Consider the following 18181-nt stretch of genomic DNA (forward strand, 5'->3'; position numbering starts at 1 on the left):
CCTCCGACACCGATGCTCTCGGTATAAGCCGTTCGGCTATCGACACCCAGCTTAAAGACATCCTCGTTGCCGTCTTGGGTATCGACCCGGAACTTGCTGATGAACTCGATGATGATTCCGGCCTGTTCGGCCACCTTCCCGAGCTCGATTCGATGGCGGTCGCCGGATTGCTGACGGAAATGGAAGACAGGCTCGACATCGTTATCGAAGATGATGACGTCGACGGTGAAATGCTTGAAACCTATGGCGGATTGCTTGCATTTGCTGAAGCGAAGATCATTGCAGGCTGAAACCAGCCAATGATCGCGGATTGGCCTTGCCCCCTGCCCGATGGCGGGGTTGCGGATGAACTGGCGGTCCATATCGGCGATGGAACCAATGGGCGGATTCTAGTAATCCCGCCGTTATTTGACGAACATAACAAGATGCGTCGTCACCTTATTGAAGTGATGCGCAGGCTTGGCGAAGCGGATTTCGCGTGTTTCCTGCCCGATTTACCCGGCTGGAATGAGAGTTCTAGCCCCCTTGAAAAACAGACGCTCGGTCACTGGCAGACATGCATCATCAGCGCAGTGCAGCATTTTGAGATTTCCCATGTCCTCGCCGTTCGAAGTGGCGCTCTCTTGCTTCCCGAAACCGCATCGGGATGGACGTATGCCCCGCAAGCTGGCTCGAAATTGCTGCGAAGCATGCTCCGTGCGCGCACCATTGCGAGCAAAGAGGCTGGAAAGAACGAAACCCTCGATGAACTCGCCGCGCTTGGCCGATCCCAAGGGATTGTTCTGGCTGGTTGGCGGCTCAGCGCCAGTCTGTTTCAACAACTTGAGAATGCCGAGCCGGTCAAAGCGGAGAATGTGACGGCAATTGATCAATCACTTGTGGGTCGTTCGGGCTTATGGCTGCGCGCCGAGCCTGATGAAGACCCTGCACAAGCTGATGCACTGGCCACCGCAATACTCGAAGACTTAGGCAAGCCGGAATGAGCCGGCTCGCGCTCGACTTTGGCTGCGGCAGCCTCAAACTGGCCGGCTCACTGGATACTGCACCAAGCACGACCGGATTGCTCATCGTTAGCGGCGGCAATGAAATTCGCTCCGGCGCATTTTCGGGGCAAGCATGCTTGGCCGCTCGGATCGCGAAGAAGGGATTTCCTGTCTTCCGCTTTGATAGGCGCGGTGTGGGTGACAGCGAAGGCGAGAACCGCGGTTTCAGAAGTTCCGCCGGCGATATCGAAGCTGCGCTAAAAGCATTCCGCGCCATGGCACCGCAAGTCGAGCGCGTGATTGGCTTTGGCAATTGCGATGCGGCCTCGGCTTTAATGCTATCAAACGGCGCAGGCTTTGACGGTTTGATCCTATCCAATCCTTGGACCATCGAAGACGATGATGGCGAAGAAGATGATACGCCCCCAGCAGCAGCCATTCGGGCGCGCTATGCCGAGAAACTGAAGAACCCGCGTGAGCTGATACGGCTCGCAAAAGGCGGCGTGAACCTTGGCAAACTTGTTCAAGGAATCGCCAAATCGTTTAAGGGTGAAGGTTCGCCATCCTCACTTGCCAATGAAATGCGCAGCGGTCTTGAGGCATTTGGCGGGCATGTGAGTATCTTGCTTGCCACCGCAGATCGCACGGCACAGGTTTTCGAAAGCAATTGGCACAAAGACGACCCGCGCATTTCCCGCTGCGAAAGCGGGACCCACGCTTACGTTGAACCAAAGCACCGCGAATGGCTCGACAAACAGATTTTGTCTGCATTGCGCGCCTGATAGCTACCTCTCGAAAAGGCTCACCAGCTCGACATGGGTGGACCAGCGAAACTGTCCAATTGGGCGCAGTTTCGCGAGGCTAAAACCTGCATTTGCCAAAGTCGCAGCATCTCGGGCCCAACTGGATGGATTGCAGCTGACATAGATCACTTTGGAAACAGCACTGTCCGCAAGCTGATCAATCTGGGACTTTGCGCCAGCCCGAGGCGGATCGAGAATGACGGCATCAAACCGATCAATCTCGTCTGGCATTAATGGGCTGCGGAACAGATCACGGTGCACTGGGAAGACCGCCCCGCCCGATCGCGCAGATCCAGCTTTCGAAGCAAGAAACGCCGCCTGATCGGCTTCTGCAGCCAAGACCTTACGCCCGTCTCTAAGCGCGAATGCAAATGTGCCCAACCCCGCAAACAAATCCGCGATCAGTTTGGCATCGCCAAGCCATTCCCGCACGTCTGCGATCATGCGATCTTCTGCATCCCGTGTCGCTTGCAAAAATGCCCCTGTTGGCATCGGTACCGCCGCTCCGGACAGCGTTATCGTCACAGGTTCCGGCTCCCACTGGCTTTCAGGACCATAACCCTGATCCAGCGTCAATCGCGCCAGACCGTGATCACGTGAAAAATCAGTCGCGGCTTCAATTGCTTCGAGGCCTTCAAGTGCGAAGTTTGTCAGGCCAAGGTCAACGCCCTGATCGCACAGCGACATTTGCACATCGATGCCGCCTTTGCGCGGACCATGTTTGCCAATGAATGTCCGCAACGGCGCGATCATTCTGCCCAGTTCAGGCGCAATGACGTGGCATTCCTGCAGGTTCACAATTTTGTGCGAACCTGTTTCTTTGTAGCCGAGCAAGGCACCCTTCTGCGTTCGCATTGCGTGCAGCGTGGCGCGCCGCCGCGCGCGTGGTGGTGAGAGGTGGACTTTGAGCAATTCACCGATGTCCAGCCCCTGACTTGTCGCTGCATTCACGACGCGACCACGGACAAATTCCGCCAGCGCCAATTCATCGGCGTGTTGCAGCAAGCAGCCGCCACAAAGGCCAAAATGCTGGCATGGCGGCGTTACGTGATGCGGCCCTTTAGCTGTAATCCCACTTTCATCCACTTCATCACCGGGCAAGCCGCCCGCGACGTGGTGACCCGCTGCAGTCAACCCGTCACCTTTGGCTGCTATTCGAATTATGGTTCTATCTGTACTCACAGGCACGCCCGATAGGCGCTTCCTACGCGGTTGGCGAGGCCTTCTGCCGTAAACATTGCGCCGCATTGCCGCGCTGCTTCACCATGCAGCCAAACGGCCTCACAAGCGGCCCCGAACGCGTCCGAGCCAGTAGCCATCCGGCTTGCGGCAATCCCGGCAAGAACATCGCCAGTGCCCGCGACGGAAAGCCAGCTTGGCGCGGGCGCTGCCAAAGCAATTCTCCCATCAGGTGCGGCAATGATCGTGTCTGGACCCTTGGCACAGATGACCATATCGCTCACGGCAGCAACCGCCTTGGCCCGAGCCATTCGCCCCTCTGTAATGACCGAGAAACTCTTGCAGAGATGCTCAAGCTCCCCATCATGCGGCGTCGCCAGAATTTGAGTACCTTTGCTCAGCATGTATGGTTGGAGCAGGACGAGTGCATCAGCATCCAGAACCAGATTGTGACCCTGGGAAAGCGCCGTTTCAAGCGCCTTTCCCGCGCCTTCATGGCGGGCAAGGCCCGGCCCGATCAGCATGGACCGGATACGATGATCCTCGCCTGCGACCTTAAGCGGAGATGGATCGACCACCAATCCCGCAGGCGCATCTGCGCATTCGTGCCTGATCAGTTTTACATACCCCGCCCCTGCCCGCATTGCAGCCTGAGAGGCCAAGAGAGCGGCACCCGGCATATCCCCGCCGACAACCGCACAAAGACCGCGAGTGTATTTGTGCGCGTTCTCAGCCGGCGTTTCCAAGGATGGCCTCTCAACAAGCCGGGCTGCACCGTCCACACTGCTCGCGCCAATCGGAACGAGGCGCTTTGTGCCCGTCGCTGCGCGCGCAGGAAGACACCAATGCGCGAATTTCCAAGCGCCCAGTGCTAGAGTCACATCGTAGTGCGGCAATTGATCGTTGAGCTGGGCGCCCGTGTCACTATCCACACCGGACGGCACATCAATAGCGATCCGGCACGCATGCCGCCCGGCTAAATCGCGGAGGAGTAAGACATGCTCCGCTGTTAGAGGCCGCGACAGTCCAGAGCCAAACAGGCAATCGACAAGCACTTCTCCAATGACATCGCCGCCTGAGGTGGCGGGTTTTCCACTCCAAGCCTCGCAGGCTTTGACGGCAGCTTCGGTCTTCGGCGGTACGGGAGCGACGACTCGCACCGAGTTGCCAAACTCACGCATTTTGCGCGCGATCACATAACCGTCACCGCCATTATTGCCGGGCCCGCAAAGCACCGTGACAGAACGACCTGCAGCAATCCTGCGGATCCATTCCGCCGCACCGCCAGCGGCGATCTCCATCAACTCCTCAACCGAGCTGCCTCTGTCCATAATCGCCTGCTCGGCGGCCAGCATTTGGGCAACGGTGAGGATTTGCGCATCACTCACTGCGCAGGCGATCTCAGCATGTTCGAAGGGATACGGTAGCGATCATCGCCAATCGCGAACTCTGCGATTTCATCTGTGCTTGCACCGCTTACTTTCAGAGGATCGGCACCGTCGCCAACGCCAATTTGATCAGTTTCTGCATCATATTCGACCCGGCGAAACCCGCCATCAGGGTGATGGATCAGGAAAGACACCGTTCCGGTATCGGCTGACCGTTCCAACGTGCAAACTGGCGCGAAATCCGATCCAGCACCAATTGCACAATCGATATCGGTCCCTTGCGGCTCAGGGCTTTCCGGCCCGCATGACGCGAGCAGAATCGCAGCGAGTCCGGCGCTAAATGTCCGCAAAAACATGGGTTTCATTCTTTGCTCCGGGATGGGTCAATGCGCCTTCGCGCGCGGCTCCCACTGTTTGGGAATAGCGCCACAAGGCGCCTGACTGGTAATCATTCGTTCGCGGCTGCCAGCTTTTATGGCGCTCTTCCAAAACGGTCGGATCGACATCTAGATCAATCGTTCCGGCTTCGGCATCGATACTGATCATATCGCCATCTTCAACGAGGGCGATTGGCCCGCCTTCCGCGGCTTCCGGCCCGACATGGCCGATGCAGAAACCCCGTGTCGCGCCTGAGAACCGGCCATCGGTGATCAGCGCGACCTTCTCACCCATGCCCTGCCCGTAAAGCGCAGCCGTGGTGGAAAGCATTTCGCGCATGCCGGGGCCGCCTTTTGGACCTTCGTAACGGATGATGATCACACAGCCTTCGGCGATATCGCGCTTTTCAACCGCGGCGAAGGCGTCTTCCTCGCAATCAAACACCCGTGCAGGGCCGGTGAATTGCAAGCGGTCCATGCCCGCGACCTTCACGATGGCTCCGTCTGGCGCCAGCGAGCCTTTCAGGCCCACCACGCCGCCAGTGGGAGTGATCGGCAATCTGACATCGTAGAACACCTTTTGATCGGGGTTCCACGTAATCTCTTCGATATTCTCACCCAGCGTTTTCCCAGTCACCGTCATCGGGCTTGGGTCGAGAAAACCGCCATCAAGCAGCGTCTTCATGCCCATGTAGACGCCGCCGGCCTCGTGCATGTCCTTCGCAACATATTTTCCGCCCGGCTTCAGATCGGCGATGTAGGGTGTCGATTTGAAGATCTCCGCAACATCGAACAGGTCAAAATCAATGCCCGCCTCGCTTGCCATCGCCGGCAAATGGAGCGCCGCATTCGTTGATCCGCCGGTCGCCGCAACGACGCGCGCCGCGTTTTCAAACGCCGCGAGGGTGCAAATATCGCGAGGGCGCAGATTTAACTCGAGCAGCTTCATCACTTGCCGTCCCGCACCCCGCGCGATCTCCTCACGCGATTTATACGGTGCCGGTGACATGTTGCTGTTTGGAAGCGACAATCCGATTGCCTCACCCACACATGCCATCGTGTTCGCCGTGAACTGACCGCCACATGCGCCGTGGCCGGGGCAAGCAACTTTTTCGAGCGCGATCAGTTCTTGCAGCGGACAGTTTCCGGCGGCGTGCTGGCCGACTTTCTCGAATACGTCGACGACCGTTACGTCTTCGCCTTTGTAAGTGCCCGGCAGTATCGATCCGCCATAAACGAAGATCGAGGGCACATTCAGGCGCAGCATCGACATCATCATTCCGGGCAGGCTTTTGTCGCAGCCCGCAAAGCCGACCAGCGCATCGTAGCAATGACCGCGAACCGAAACCTCAACAGAATCAGCGATAATCTCGCGGCTGATCAGGGAGCTTTTCATGCCCTGATGCCCCATCGCGATGCCATCAGTCACCGTGATCGTATTGAAACGGCGCGGAGTTCCCCCGCCCTCGATCACACCTTCGCGGCAAATGTTCGCTTGGGGATCGAGCGTCGTATTGCACGGTGCGCTGTCATTGCCTGCGCTCGCCACAGCCACGAATGGACGCGCGATCTCTTCCTCTGTCATGCCCATCGCATAGTAGTAGGAACGGTGCGGCGCGCGCTCCGGTCCGACGGAGACGTGGCGGCTAGGCAATTTCGATTTATCGAACGACATTTTGTTTCCCGTAAGGCTCTATCTGGGAAACAGCACTGCCGTTAGTCGAGCGCTAGCGCAACCCTTCCGCATACGTCTGCGATCATTGCTGCGAAACGCGCTTGCTCTGCGCGGGTCGCAATCAAGTCCTGACGCACCTCGATTGCGCAATAATAGCGACCCTTTGCCTCCGCGTGCCGGTTCATCGTCGCGTTGAGCTGCGTGCCAGAATATGGCTCATTATCGCCGACATTCAGGCCGAGTTCTCCGAACAGACGGATCGCGTGGCGGGCGGCGCGGTCATCTGTGTTGTAAAGCAGCGCGATTTCCCACGGGCGTTGTTCGTTGCTCGTCTCCAGCTTCGGCGTGAAGCTGTGCAGCGAAATAATGAGTTCTGGCGCGGCTTCATCCAGCCATTTTTCCAACGCGGCGTGATAGGGGCGGTAATAGGACTTAAGCCGCCCTTCGACATCCGCACCGATATTGCCAGGGATCAGGTGCCCATCGCTTGTCGTCGGCACGACGGCCGCATGATCTTCCTCGCGGTGGAGATCGACGACCAGACGGCTGACCAGCGCCAGATGCGCCGGAATGCCGTGTCGCCGCGCCATGCGCTCTGCGACGCCGTTTACGCCAATATCGACGGCGATATGGCTGTCGATCAGACCTTTGGCGAGGCCTAACGAGACATCTTCCGGCACAAAATTGGACGCGTGATCAGCTACACAGACAAGTCCCCCGCGCTTTGTTTCGCCGACTTGTTTGTACGGTAGGCCATCAATCATCTAAGTTTCCCTGTCATGTGCCACCAATCCGGATGCGCCCCCGCAATCCGGCGCGCGGCTTCATCGCGCGCTGTGGTTTGTTCATACAACGCAAAACAGGTGGCACCTGATCCCGACATTTCAAATTTCCATGGATGGTCGGTTTTAAGTTCGGCAAGCACATCGGCGATTTGCGGACATATTGCGATGGCTGGCTCGCGCAGGTCATTGCGGCCTGTTTGCGCAATTGCGCGGGCGTTTCCTTGCGGTAGAGCGCCGCGATCCTGCCCGTCCCATGCCTTGAACACCGGCCCGGTTGAAACAGGCACGCGCGGATTGACGAGCAACACGGCCATCCCGCCCAGATCGCTCTCAATCGGTTCAAGCTGTGTGCCCGTGCCCCGCCCGACAACGGTTTCGCTGCGCACACAGCACGGCACATCCGCGCCCAGCTTTGCCGCGCGTTCCTGCCAATCATCGGGAAGGCCATAGGTTTGTTCGACCATGCGGAACAGCGCGCCAGCATCGGCTGACCCGCCGCCAAGACCAGCGGCAACAGGAAGCTTCTTTTCGAGTGTGATGTCGAGACCGCCCGAACGAGGCAGCAGGCCAAGCGCCTTTGAGACCAGATTATCGAACGGATTGTCGAGCCCGCCCGCAAATTCGCCGAGTGTGGTCACGCGGTCCTCGTTAGCAGGTTTGGCGACCAGCGTATCGCCAGCATCGACAAAAGCGAACAGCGTCTCAAGCTCATGGTAGCCATCATCCCGCCGTCTGCGGACGTGCAGCGCGAGGTTGATCTTGGCATAGGCGGTTTGGGTGATGGTCAAGGCCTGGTCATCCAATTAATCAGGTCGCTGTACTGCTTCATAGAGCCGACCAAAATGGCTCTCAGGGCCGATACTGTCCTCGTTTTTCCAGTCAGATTCCCGGGAGATAATCGACGGCGAAAGCAACATTTGGCCTTCGCCAAAAATTATACGCCCCTGAACCCGAAAATCGGCTACGACCATGTAACCATCGAACGGGTCACCGTCCGTAAAGAGCTGTCCAACTTTGTCCTTATCGATCCCGATCATGTTTCCGCAGTCATATTCTGAAAATGCGACAAACCCTCCGTGGTGTCCGGACTCGACTTCAATGATTTGGCTCTGCCAATCGACAACTTTACCCTGCCAAAACTGACGGTTTTCCGGCAGGTCACAAATGGACGAAGACACGCTTCCGCAAGATGGAAGGCAGGCCAAGGCTAAAAGCAGGAAGCGCTTCCTTCCAGTCCAACCGTGTGCAGCTTTCAAATCTTGTGCCTCACATATTCGGATAGTTAGGTCCGCCGCCACCTTCTGGGGTTACCCAGTTGATGTTCTGGTTCGGGTCTTTGATATCGCATGTCTTGCAATGGACGCAGTTTTGCGAGTTGATCACGAATTTCGGCTCTGCGCCCTCTTCCTGAACCCACTCGTAAACGCCCGCCGGGCAATACCGCGCTGATGGGCCGCCAAAGACTTCGAGTTCGCTGTTTTCCTGAAGGCCGATATCCTGCACCTGCAAGTGGACCGGTTGGTCCTCTGCATGGTTGGTGTAGCTGAACGCGACGTTCGTCAGACGATCAAAGCTGATCTCGCCATCGGGTTTCGGATAATCGATCTTTGGATACAGATCAGCGCGGCCTGTCATGGTGTAGTCCGCGTGGTGCTTCATCGAGATTGGCAGGCCAATCTTGAGCGTGCGCATCCACATATCGACACCCGCCAGCATTGTGCCGATGTCACCGCCATATTTCGCAACCGCAGGCTCCGCATTCTGAACCAGTTTAAGCTCGTCCGCGATCCAGCTCGAGCGTACGGCTGTATCGTAATCGGAAATCTCGGTTTTCTCATGACCCGCCGCGACCGCCGCCGCGATGCTTTCGGCCGCCAGCATTCCGCTCTTCATAGCGGTGTGGCTGCCTTTGATGCGCGGGACGTTTACGAAACCGGCTGCGCAGCCGATCAGCGCGCCGCCCGGGAACGCGAGCTTCGGCACGGACTGCCACCCGCCTTCGTTGATCGCGCGTGCGCCATACGCGACGCGCTTACCGCCTTCGAGATATTCGCGGATCGCGGGGTGCTGCTTCCAACGCTGGAATTCCTGATAGGGCGAAACCCACGGGTTTTTGTAATCAAGCGCCGTGACAAAGCCCAATGCAACTTGTCCGTTTGCCTGATGGTAGAGGAAGCCCCCGCCCCAGCTATCGCTTTCGGTCAGCGGCCAGCCCTGCGTGTGGATCACCCGGCCCGGGACATGCTTGGATGGATCAATATCCCAAAGCTCTTTGATGCCGAGGCCGTAAACCTGAGGCTCGCAATTCGCCTCAAGGTCGAACTTGGCCTTCATTTCTTTGGTCAGTGAACCGCGCGCGCCCTCGGCGAACAACGTGTATTTCGCTTCGATTTCCATACCAGGCTGAAAGTCAGGCTTTTGCGAGCCATCCGCCGCGATGCCCATGTCCTGCGTGATAACGCCGCGAACATTGCCATCGTCATCGAACATAACCTCATTCGCCGGGAAGCCCGGGAACACCATCACGCCCAGCCCTTCGGCTTGTTCACCCAGCCAACGGGTCATGCTGCCCAGCGATCCGGTGTAGCAGCCATCATTGCTCATGAGAGGCGGCATAATGATGTGGGGAATCGAACTTTTGCCGCCCTTAGACAGGTTCCAATGCCAGTTATCGGTCACCGGCGTTTCCGCCATCGGGCAATCCATATCGCGCCATTCGGGGAACAGCTCGTCCATGGCTTTCGGATCGACGACCGCACCTGAAAGAATATGCGCCCCGATTTCGGAGCCTTTTTCAAGGACTACGACTTCAAGCTCTTCATTGATTTGTTTCAACCGGATCGCCGCAGAAAGGCCAGCTGGGCCGCCGCCGACGATAACGACATCACAAGGCATTGATTCACGTTCGGACATACGCTCTCATATTCCCACAGTTCGGGCGCAAAGCCTGCGCCGTTTTATCTCTACGTTCCACTTGCTAACTGGGGTTTGCGCAGTCAAGACCTGCCTTTGATCCGATGAACGCCTTAACAACCCCCAATGCCCTCGATTTGGCCGCTGCGATGGAATGGTGGCGCGATGCGGGCGTGGATATGGATTTCACCGATGACGCTACGGTTTGGTTGAGCGATGAAGACGCTGCTGCGCCTCCTGCTAATGCGCCAACTGGCCACGCGAACGGTTCGGACAGCAAACCAACACAGCATTCGGAAAAAGCGCCGGAACAGATACCGGACGTGGCGCGAGTTGACCTGATTGGCGATTCGCCGCCGGCCACTCTGGCAGAATTTCATACGTTCTGGCTCGAAGCATCAGGTCTTGATGCAATTGGACCAAGAGGTCGAATCGCTCCGCGTGGCACGGCGGGAGCAGAAACGATGGTTCTGGTTTGCGATCCTGAAGAGCGCGACCGCGATACGCTTTTGAGCGGCCAGCAGGGCGAATTGTTGGGCCGTATGTTCGCCGCGATGGGTATCGCCGAGGATACGGCCTATTTCGCTTCTGCCCTGCCGCGCCACACGCCCATGGCCGACACGGCTGCAATAGCCAAAGGCGGCATGGATGCAGTCACCGCTCTGCACATTCAGCTCGTCGCGCCCAAGCGCGTGATCGCACTTGGCACAAACATCTTGCCGTTTCTTGGCCACGATCGAACGCAAGATTTTACTTCTTTACGTGAAATCAACCATAGGTCCGTAAACACGCCGCTTCTGATAAGCGAAGGCTTGGATGCCATGATGTCCATGCCCCGCCTTAAAGCCAGATTTTGGCGGAGATGGATTGAATGGTCGGCCGGGAAATGACGATGAAAATGCTGCGATCGGGAATGATCGCAATTGGACTGGCCTCTGCCACCCTTACCAGCGGAACAGCATTAGCGCAGAGCCAAAGCATGGCTGCGCATTACGGCGATGGTGCGCGCCATAGCGATTCCATTCCTCAAGTTCTTTCGAACAATGAGCGCAAGCACTTCGTCGCCCTTTTCGCAGCGCTAGACCGTCAGGATTGGAATGAAGTTCGCGAGCGTCTCCGCAAAAACCGCGACTCGGTTCTATATCAGACTGCGCTCGCTGAATTCTATGTCCACGCAAGCAGTCCGGCCGTAACCGCCGATCAGATCGCTGATTGGTTTGAGCTCGGCATTCACCTGCCGCAGGCACAGCAACTTGGCCGCTTGGGCGCCAAACGCGGTTTGTCTAACCTGCCGCAGTTTCCCCGTGCGCAAAGCTTTAGACGTCAGCCATACGCGCCTAAGCGTATTCGCCCCCGCTCGATAGTCGATGGTTCGATGCCTAGCTCGACCCGTTCGGCTATTCTTGGCGCGATTAAGAACGATGATCCAGCGGGCGCTCATGCGATCTTGATGGAGATTGATGACCGCCTTAGCTCGGCATCGCGCGCAGAATGGCGGCAAAAAGTAGCCTGGAGCTACTACATCGAGAACAACGACACCGCCGCCTTGCAACTCGCCGAAACCGTCAGCCAAGGCAGCGGCGCGTGGGTTGCAGAGGGCGAATGGGTTGCAGGCCTTGCCGCTTGGCGTTTGGGCTATTGCTCACTCGCCGGAGAGGCCTTCGCCCGCGCGGCTGTGCGATCCACGAATGTTGAGCTAACGTCGGCCGCACACTATTGGGCGCATCGCTCACTGGTGCGCTGCCGCGAGCCAGGCCAAGCGCAAGGGCATCTGGAAGCAGCGGCCGGTTTTGATGAGACGCTTTACGGCATGCTCGCCTCGGACCAGCTGGGCATTGAGTTCAAACAATCGGCAACACCGCAGCCATTCACCCAGAACGACTGGGATGCTCTGGAAAGCACATTCAACGTGCAGGTTGCAGCGGCGCTGGTAGAAATCGGACGCCCTGCACTGGCCGACGAGGTTCTTCGTCATCAGGCACGCGTCGGCGATCCGAGTGACTTTGAAGCGCTTTCAAAGTTTGCGCGCGAACTAGGGATGCCATCAACGCAGCTTTTTATGGCGCACAACGCCCCGCGCGGTCAGCGTAGCGATGGCGCATTGCGCTTTCCTGTTGCGCGCTGGCAGCCTCGCAATGGTTGGCGTGTCGACCCGTCACTCGCCTTCGCTCACGCGCTTCAGGAATCAAACTTCCGCGCTGGCGCTGTGAGCCCCGCGAACGCACGCGGCCTGATGCAGATCATGCCAGGCACAGCGCGCGACCATAATCGCAACCTGAACCTTGGAGCGAGCTATGCGGACCTCAATGATCCCGAAGTGAACCTTGCATATGGCCAACAGCACCTTGAAATGCTGCGCGATAGTTCGGCGACTGGAGGAAAACTGCCCAAGATCATGGCTGCCTATAATGCTGGCCTGACCCCGATCACGCGCTGGAACACAGAGATAAACGATCAGAACGATCCGCTGCTCTGGATGGAATCGATCCCCTATTGGGAAACACGCGGTTATGTTGCCATCGTGATGCGCAACTACTGGATGTATGAGCGCGCCGCAGGCGTGCCGAGCCCGAGCCGCCGCGCTCTTGCCCAAGGCCAGTGGCCAAGCTTTCCGCAACCGGTTAGGACGCGATCAGCCTATCTCGACCGGTAAAGGAAAGCGCACATGGCGATCGACGAGACCAAGACATTCACGCCGATCAATATTGCAGTCCTGACCGTTTCGGACACGCGTACAGCAGAAGACGACACGTCCGGCGATATTCTCGCCGCGCGGATCACTGGCGCAGGGCATAGTGTAGCGGCGCGTATGATCGTGAAAGACGATGCGACGCTGCTGGCAAAGCAGATTGAGACGTGGGTGGACGATCCGCAAATCGACGCAATTATCAGCACTGGCGGCACAGGCCTGACAGGCCGCGATGTAACGCCGGAGGCGCTGTCTCGCATGGAAGACGCTCGCGACATTCCCGGCTTTGGTGAGCTGTTCCGCTGGCTAAGCTTCAAAACCATCGGCACCAGCACCATCCAGTCGCGCGCCTGCGCCATTGTTGCGCGCGGCACCTATATCTTCGCCCTGCCCGGATCGAATGGCGCGGTTAAGGATGGATGGGACGGAATCCTTGCTGAGCAACTCGACAGCCGTAACCGGCCTTGTAACTTTATCGAGCTCATGCCGAGACTTCGCGAGAAATAGAGCTTCTCAAAAAACGTTGTTCTATATATGTTCTTCCTCATGGCGAACAAGGAACATCCCGATTTTGTAAGCGGACGCGGTGCGGCTTCTGCCAATGTCTGCACCCGATTTGGATTGGCGACGCGCGAGGCAGATGGCGACTGGCGTGATCATGTCGAAACCCTCGATGGGCCGTCGGTCAAATTGCGCACGACCGTTACCGAAGAACTCCCGCGGACAATTCTGAGTTTCAACCAGTCGCCAGATATCCCGTTTGACCGTAGCATCAACGCCTATCGCGGGTGCGAGCATGGCTGCGTCTATTGCTTTGCCCGCCCTACCCATGCCTATCACGACCTGTCACCCGGTCTCGACTTTGAGACAAAATTGTTCGCGAAGCCAAACGCGGCGCAATTGCTGCGCGAAACGCTGGCTAAACCGAAATACCGCCCTCGCCCGATTGCAATGGGCACGAACACCGATCCGTATCAGCCAATAGAGCGCGATTACACGATCACGCGCCAGCTGTTGAAAGTCTGTCTTGATGCGCGTCATCCCGTGACTATCACGACCAAATCAGACCGCGTGCTCCGCGATATTGATCTGCTTGAGGAAATGGCGAGGCAGAACCTTGTTGCGGTTGCCATTTCCGTCACCAGCATGGACGCTGCGCTATCAGCAAAGCTGGAGCCGCGCTGTGCTGCTCCGGCAAAACGGCTCGCGGCGCTCAGCGAGTTGGTGCGCGCCGGTGTGCCTGTGCATTGCTCGGTGTCCCCAGTCATCCCCGCGATCACGGATGAATTTATGGAAGAGATTGTCGCGCGCGCAGGCAAGATTCGCGTGCAAAGCGCAGGCTGGATCCCGCTGCGCCTACCCCACGAAGTCGCGCCGCTGTTCCGCGAATGGCTAAATATCCATTACCCCGATCGCGCGGGCAAAGTGATGAGCATCGTCCGCTCGATACGCGGAGGGCGTGACAATGACCCGGACTTTTTCACGCGCATGCGCCCAAGAGGCGTTTGGGCTGACCTATTCCGTGCGCGTTTCAATCTTGCTCGGAAGAAAGCGGACATTGGAAATACGAAATTCGAACTGGATTTCTCTCGCTTCAGGCGGCCGGAACTCGGTGGACAGATGCGCCTAATTTAACCGCCTCAGCCCTGCTCCAATTCGGCGAGCAATTCGGTGAACCATGCCACGTTTGGATTAAATGCCTTGCCGCCCTTGATCCGCTCAAACTCGATGGTGCGAAGCACATCGCCGCGCTCCTCGTCCTGACCCGCCACACCGGATTCACCCTTTATTGCGGCATCTACGGCGTGTTCCGTGCATTTCTGGATGAGAGCCTGATCGGCTTCGTTGGCGGGTGCTGAACGCGCAAAGTATCCGCTTTTCTGGACGAGCACTTTTTCCGCGCCAATCTGCGCAGCGAACTGTTTCGCAAACCATTGACCAGGATTGACCTTGTCGAGTTGCACATGGCCAAAGGGGTCGCGCGGAACAGTCTCCCCAGCGGCCTCCATCGCGGCGACAATCTCGCTTAAACCTGCACCTTCCGAAATGAACAAATTTACTCCGTCGTTCTGATCCATGATCTCACGCAGCCGGGATGCTTCCTGTGCGATGTCGAATGATCGTTCCGGAACGTAAACACCGTGCACGTCCCAGCGAGCAGCCGCATTCTCCTCCCATTCCGCAAACTGCGCGTTCTTCACCCATTGGTGATGTTCACGCGCGGTCGCAGCGGTCAGCCATCCGCAATTGCGGCCCATCACCTCATGGACGATCAGCATCCGGGGGTTAGCAGTGTGCTCAGCAATAACGTTGCGCGCGAAAACAGCACCCTGCTCCGCCGCGGTCCATGCACCGAGCGACTGGGTAATCGGGATCACGTCGTTGTCGATGGTTTTAGGCAAGCCGACCACAGTCAGCGGATAACCATTTTCGTCGAGATACTTCGCAAGATCGGCGGCGGCGGTGTTAGTATCATCCCCGCCGATTGTGTGGAGGATATCCACCCCGTCACGCGTCAATTGCTCGGCTGCAACATGGAGCGGGTTTTGCCCTTCCCCAACCAATCCGCGCTTTACGCAATCCTCAACATTGGTCAGCTTTACCCGGCTGTTTCCAATCGGACTTCCGCCAAATGCATGAAGCCGTCCGGCATTGTTACGGACGTGATCCGGAACCTCGGCCCTGTCGCCAGTCAGCAATCCGGCATAGCCATTGCGATAGGCAATGATGCGAATGTCCGGCGCGACTTCAGTGTAGCGCTCGATCAACCCGCCCACGGCAGACGAAAGGCACGGCGCAAGACCGCCGGCGGTGAGCAGTGCGACTGTCTTGGGTTTTTCGTTGGCCATCATCGCATTCTGCCAAGGAGCGGGCGTTTAGGCTAGAGGAATGGCGGGCAGGATACGTATGCCTCACCTGGACAACCGAAACTTTAGACCGTTGAAGCGACTACTTTTGCCTCGCCAATTATCCTGCCATCCCAAAGGTAAAACCTGTCTGCCGCTTGAAATTTTTCGGTAACATCGCTGCCAAAGAGAAAGAAGAACTTGGTCATCGAGGTTTCACCTGGTGCCAGCCAAGGCGATGAAAACACCATACATGCGTCATTCGCCTCGCGCGACGATCGTTCAAGAACGCAGGGACAGCCAAATCCGGATGGCGCTGGTCCGTTGCGTCCCCCAGCATCAGTACGGTATAGCTTCAATTCCGCAATCAAATCAGGTTCTTTTGATGCAAGGTGGATCACCCGTTGCAACGCCCACTTCGGGAGCTCAAGGAGCCTCACCCAAAGCCCCCGCCAGACTCACCCGGCGAAAACCGCATCAAACGGCTGTCCAACAAAGCCGCCGTGCGGTTTACCACCGCCAACTGGTAGTCAGGGTCTTTGATCATCGCGAAAAATGCGCCTGAATTGGGATATTGCGCAACAAAGCCATCGTGCCAGTCTTTGCCATCAGGCCCAGTCACCATTGTCTGAAACGCACCGCGCCACACGATCTCACCGCCGACGCGAGAGAAAATCGGGCCGCTCGTCTTGCCATACTCTTCGTAAGCGCGCCGCCCGCTCCAGCCATTGCCATGATGCTCGTGGCCCTCTGGATACTCAGCCAGCTCGCGGTATTGCAGTAGGTTGAGCATATGGATCGGCTCGTCACGCGGCAGGTCCTTGAACGCCTGAAAATTGGATGCCGAGGGATCGATGTAGAATTGAGCCATGGCTTAAACCTCCAGCTTGTAATCGGCGAAACGATCACGCAGGTCTTTCTTGCTGATCTTGCCCGTTGCCGTGTGAGGAATGTCGTCCACGAACTCCACTGCATCGGGCAACCACCACTTCGCAATCAACGGCTTAAGATGATCGACAATCTCTTCGCCAGTAACCTGCGATCCTTCGGCGCGGACCACGAAAAGCACAGGCCGCTCATCCCATTTTGGGTGATACATGCCCACGCACGCTGCCTCGGCCACTCCGTCATGCCCTACAGCGGCGTTCTCCAGCTCGACCGAACTGATCCACTCGCCGCCAGATTTGATCACGTCTTTCGTGCGGTCGGTCAGCTGAAGAGTGCCATCGGGGTGGATGATGCCGACATCGCCGGTGTCGAACCAGCCATCGGCGTCCACCGCGTCTTCCTTGGCCTTGAAGTAGCGCTTGATGATCCACGGCCCGCGAATTTGCAGCGCGCCCGATGTCTCGCCATCGCGAGGCAGCTCTGTCGCCATATCGTCGAGATCGACCGTGCGCAGTTCCACGCCAAAGATCGGGCGGCCCTGCATTGCTGTCTTATCAACGCGCTGTTCGAATGTGAGTTCTTCCCAGTCCCATGTCGGCCCGCCAACTGTGCCGATGGGCGACGTTTCCGTCATGCCCCATGCGTGCTGAACGCGGGTGCGGTTTTTCATGAGACGCTCGATCATGAAGCGCGGGCAGGCAGAGCCGCCAATAGTCGCGGCTTTAAGCGGCGGCAGGTCGATGCCTTCTTTGTCGCAATATTGGAAATGCGCCAGCCAAACGGTCGGAACGCCTGCGCTGTCGGTCACTTTCTCGCGCAGCATCAATTCGTGCAGTACAGCTGGATCATTGACGCAGGAGAACACGAACTTGATCCCCGCCATCGCGCCTGCATAGGGAAGCCCCCAGCTCGCCGCATGGAACATTGGCACAACGGGCAGCATTACCGAAGCGCTTGAGAAGTTAAACGCCGCCGGTTGAAGACCAGCGATCGCATGCATCAACGTAGAGCGGTGCTCATACTGCACGCCTTTGGGATTGCCCGTTGTACCCGACGTGTAGCAAATCATGCAGGGGTCGGTCTCTTCACCGGTGACCCATTCAAAATCGCCGTTTTGCTCGCCGATCCAGTCCTCGAATGCTGGTGAGCTGTCGCCGCTGTCGTAGCAAATGTAGTGTTCAACCGTGGTCCAACGGTCTTTCATGCGGTCCACAATCGGTTGGAACATCGCGTCGTAACACAGCACCTTATCCTCGGCGTGGTTGACGATATATTCGAGCTGATCATCGAACAGGCGCGGGTTCACGGTGTGCAGCACCCCGCCCATTCCCGCGACGCCGTACCAGCTGACGAGGTGGCGTGAATGGTTCATCGCGAGGCTGGCGACGCGGTCACCCTTTTTGATGCCGAGGGCTTGCAGAGCCTGCGCCATTTTCAGCGCATCGGTGCGAATGCCAGCCCAATCGGTGCGGGTTTCACTGCCATCGGCCCAGCGCGTTACGATTTCGCGGGTTCCAGATTCCCGCGCGGCGTGGTCGATCACGCTGGTGATGCGCATAGTGAATTCTTGCATAGCGCCGAGCTTGCCTGCGATCATGGTCGTCTCTCTCCAAATGACTGATCAAATATGTTGGCACCGTTCATGCCTTTCCGCG

At 57.8% G+C, this 18181-nt stretch carries 18 protein-coding genes; 7 read left to right on the forward strand and 11 right to left on the reverse strand.

Annotated features, from left to right (window positions below; all coding sequences use genetic code 11):
- Positions 1 to 23: 23 nt before the first annotated feature.
- The 3 genes from KCG46_RS10675 to KCG46_RS10685 are packed head-to-tail and all read left to right on the forward strand — an operon-like array spanning position 24 to position 1765.
- A complete protein-coding gene (locus KCG46_RS10675; RefSeq protein ID WP_218405548.1) occupies positions 24 to 290 on the forward strand; it encodes an acyl carrier protein in 267 nt (88 codons plus the stop codon).
- Between the two features lie 9 nt (positions 291 to 299).
- Entirely contained in the window at positions 300 to 983 is a 684-nt protein-coding gene (locus KCG46_RS10680; protein WP_218405423.1) for a hypothetical protein, read from the forward strand.
- Positions 980 to 1765: a hydrolase 1, exosortase A system-associated gene (locus tag KCG46_RS10685; protein ID WP_218405424.1), complete on the forward strand. Its 786-nt coding sequence runs from the start codon at positions 980 to 982 to the stop codon at positions 1763 to 1765. The genes KCG46_RS10680 and KCG46_RS10685 overlap by 4 nt, the downstream gene beginning before the upstream one ends.
- A 3-nt stretch (positions 1766 to 1768) precedes the next feature.
- Here the strand turns inward: KCG46_RS10685 and KCG46_RS10690 are convergent, their stop codons facing one another.
- The 8 genes from KCG46_RS10690 to KCG46_RS10725 form a co-directional block, all read right to left on the reverse strand.
- Complete coding sequence (locus KCG46_RS10690; protein WP_369410204.1) at positions 1769 to 2968, reverse strand: class I SAM-dependent RNA methyltransferase; 1200 nt, start codon at positions 2966 to 2968, stop codon at positions 1769 to 1771.
- Positions 2965 to 4353 (reverse strand): NAD(P)H-hydrate dehydratase, encoded by a 1389-nt coding sequence (locus KCG46_RS10695; protein WP_369410205.1) that lies wholly within the window; start codon positions 4351 to 4353, stop codon positions 2965 to 2967. The genes KCG46_RS10690 and KCG46_RS10695 overlap by 4 nt, the downstream gene beginning before the upstream one ends.
- Positions 4350 to 4718 carry a hypothetical protein gene (locus KCG46_RS10700; protein ID WP_218405426.1) on the reverse strand — a complete coding sequence of 123 codons (369 nt, stop codon included), beginning with the start codon at positions 4716 to 4718 and terminating at the stop codon, positions 4350 to 4352. Before KCG46_RS10700 ends, KCG46_RS10695 begins: the two co-directional genes overlap by 4 nt.
- Positions 4690 to 6405, reverse strand: a complete 1716-nt coding sequence (gene ilvD, locus KCG46_RS10705; protein WP_218405427.1) for a dihydroxy-acid dehydratase — start codon at positions 6403 to 6405, stop codon at positions 4690 to 4692. The genes KCG46_RS10700 and ilvD overlap by 29 nt, the downstream gene beginning before the upstream one ends.
- A gap of 41 nt (positions 6406 to 6446) precedes the next feature.
- On the reverse strand, positions 6447 to 7169 hold the full coding sequence (locus KCG46_RS10710) for an N-formylglutamate amidohydrolase (RefSeq protein WP_218405428.1): 723 nt from the start codon (positions 7167 to 7169) through the stop codon (positions 6447 to 6449).
- Positions 7166 to 7978 (reverse strand): 4-(cytidine 5'-diphospho)-2-C-methyl-D-erythritol kinase, encoded by an 813-nt coding sequence (locus KCG46_RS10715; RefSeq protein ID WP_218405429.1) that lies wholly within the window; start codon positions 7976 to 7978, stop codon positions 7166 to 7168. Before KCG46_RS10715 ends, KCG46_RS10710 begins: the two co-directional genes overlap by 4 nt.
- A gap of 15 nt (positions 7979 to 7993) precedes the next feature.
- Positions 7994 to 8368: a hypothetical protein gene (locus KCG46_RS10720; RefSeq protein WP_218405430.1), complete on the reverse strand. Its 375-nt coding sequence runs from the start codon at positions 8366 to 8368 to the stop codon at positions 7994 to 7996.
- Between the two features lie 88 nt (positions 8369 to 8456).
- Positions 8457 to 10103, reverse strand: a complete 1647-nt coding sequence (locus KCG46_RS10725) for an electron transfer flavoprotein-ubiquinone oxidoreductase (RefSeq protein WP_218405431.1) — start codon at positions 10101 to 10103, stop codon at positions 8457 to 8459.
- A gap of 104 nt (positions 10104 to 10207) precedes the next feature.
- On the opposite strand from KCG46_RS10725, the gene KCG46_RS10730 reads away from it, so the two are divergent.
- The 4 genes from KCG46_RS10730 to KCG46_RS10745 are packed head-to-tail and all read left to right on the forward strand — an operon-like array spanning position 10208 to position 14427.
- Entirely contained in the window at positions 10208 to 10993 is a 786-nt protein-coding gene (locus tag KCG46_RS10730) for a uracil-DNA glycosylase family protein (RefSeq protein ID WP_218405432.1), read from the forward strand.
- The gene (locus tag KCG46_RS10735; RefSeq protein WP_255551964.1) at positions 10975 to 12756 is read left to right on the forward strand and encodes a lytic transglycosylase domain-containing protein; all 1782 of its coding nucleotides are present in this window, start codon (positions 10975 to 10977) and stop codon (positions 12754 to 12756) included. The genes KCG46_RS10730 and KCG46_RS10735 overlap by 19 nt, the downstream gene beginning before the upstream one ends.
- A 12-nt stretch (positions 12757 to 12768) precedes the next feature.
- Positions 12769 to 13299, forward strand: a complete 531-nt coding sequence (gene moaB / locus KCG46_RS10740; protein ID WP_218405433.1) for a molybdenum cofactor biosynthesis protein B — start codon at positions 12769 to 12771, stop codon at positions 13297 to 13299.
- A 39-nt stretch (positions 13300 to 13338) separates the two neighbouring features.
- The gene (locus tag KCG46_RS10745; RefSeq protein WP_218405434.1) at positions 13339 to 14427 is read left to right on the forward strand and encodes a PA0069 family radical SAM protein; all 1089 of its coding nucleotides are present in this window, start codon (positions 13339 to 13341) and stop codon (positions 14425 to 14427) included.
- 5 nt (positions 14428 to 14432) lie between these two features.
- On the opposite strand, the gene KCG46_RS10750 is transcribed toward KCG46_RS10745, so the two are convergent.
- The 3 genes from KCG46_RS10750 to KCG46_RS10760 all read right to left on the reverse strand — a co-directional run bounded on the left by KCG46_RS10750 (position 14433) and on the right by KCG46_RS10760 (position 18123).
- Positions 14433 to 15644 carry a pyrophosphate--fructose-6-phosphate 1-phosphotransferase gene (locus KCG46_RS10750; protein ID WP_218405435.1) on the reverse strand — a complete coding sequence of 404 codons (1212 nt, stop codon included), beginning with the start codon at positions 15642 to 15644 and terminating at the stop codon, positions 14433 to 14435.
- Positions 15645 to 16074: 430 nt separating this feature from the next.
- Complete coding sequence (locus tag KCG46_RS10755; protein ID WP_218405436.1) at positions 16075 to 16509, reverse strand: DUF1330 domain-containing protein; 435 nt, start codon at positions 16507 to 16509, stop codon at positions 16075 to 16077.
- Between the two features lie 3 nt (positions 16510 to 16512).
- Positions 16513 to 18123, reverse strand: a complete 1611-nt coding sequence (locus KCG46_RS10760; protein ID WP_255551965.1) for a long-chain fatty acid--CoA ligase — start codon at positions 18121 to 18123, stop codon at positions 16513 to 16515.
- Positions 18124 to 18181 lie beyond the last annotated feature (58 nt).

Source organism: Erythrobacter crassostreae (genome assembly GCF_019204045.1).
Taxonomy (GTDB): domain Bacteria; phylum Pseudomonadota; class Alphaproteobacteria; order Sphingomonadales; family Sphingomonadaceae; genus Erythrobacter; species Erythrobacter crassostreae.

Coding starts and splice junctions, on each gene's coding strand:
- moaB (WP_218405433.1), top strand. CDS start 12,769: ATGGCGATCGACGAGACCAAGACATTCACGCCGATCAATATTGCAGTC.
- KCG46_RS10755 (WP_218405436.1), bottom strand. CDS start 16,509: ATGGCTCAATTCTACATCGATCCCTCGGCATCCAATTTTCAGGCGTTC.
- KCG46_RS10730 (WP_218405432.1), top strand. CDS start 10,208: ATGAACGCCTTAACAACCCCCAATGCCCTCGATTTGGCCGCTGCGATG.
- KCG46_RS10710 (WP_218405428.1), bottom strand. CDS start 7,169: ATGATTGATGGCCTACCGTACAAACAAGTCGGCGAAACAAAGCGCGGG.
- KCG46_RS10725 (WP_218405431.1), bottom strand. CDS start 10,103: ATGTCCGAACGTGAATCAATGCCTTGTGATGTCGTTATCGTCGGCGGC.
- KCG46_RS10760 (WP_255551965.1), bottom strand. CDS start 18,123: ATGATCGCAGGCAAGCTCGGCGCTATGCAAGAATTCACTATGCGCATC.
- KCG46_RS10750 (WP_218405435.1), bottom strand. CDS start 15,644: ATGATGGCCAACGAAAAACCCAAGACAGTCGCACTGCTCACCGCCGGC.
- KCG46_RS10735 (WP_255551964.1), top strand. CDS start 10,975: ATGGTCGGCCGGGAAATGACGATGAAAATGCTGCGATCGGGAATGATC.
- ilvD (WP_218405427.1), bottom strand. CDS start 6,405: ATGTCGTTCGATAAATCGAAATTGCCTAGCCGCCACGTCTCCGTCGGA.
- KCG46_RS10745 (WP_218405434.1), top strand. CDS start 13,339: ATGGCGAACAAGGAACATCCCGATTTTGTAAGCGGACGCGGTGCGGCT.
- KCG46_RS10685 (WP_218405424.1), top strand. CDS start 980: ATGAGCCGGCTCGCGCTCGACTTTGGCTGCGGCAGCCTCAAACTGGCC.
- KCG46_RS10700 (WP_218405426.1), bottom strand. CDS start 4,718: ATGAAACCCATGTTTTTGCGGACATTTAGCGCCGGACTCGCTGCGATT.
- KCG46_RS10680 (WP_218405423.1), top strand. CDS start 300: ATGATCGCGGATTGGCCTTGCCCCCTGCCCGATGGCGGGGTTGCGGAT.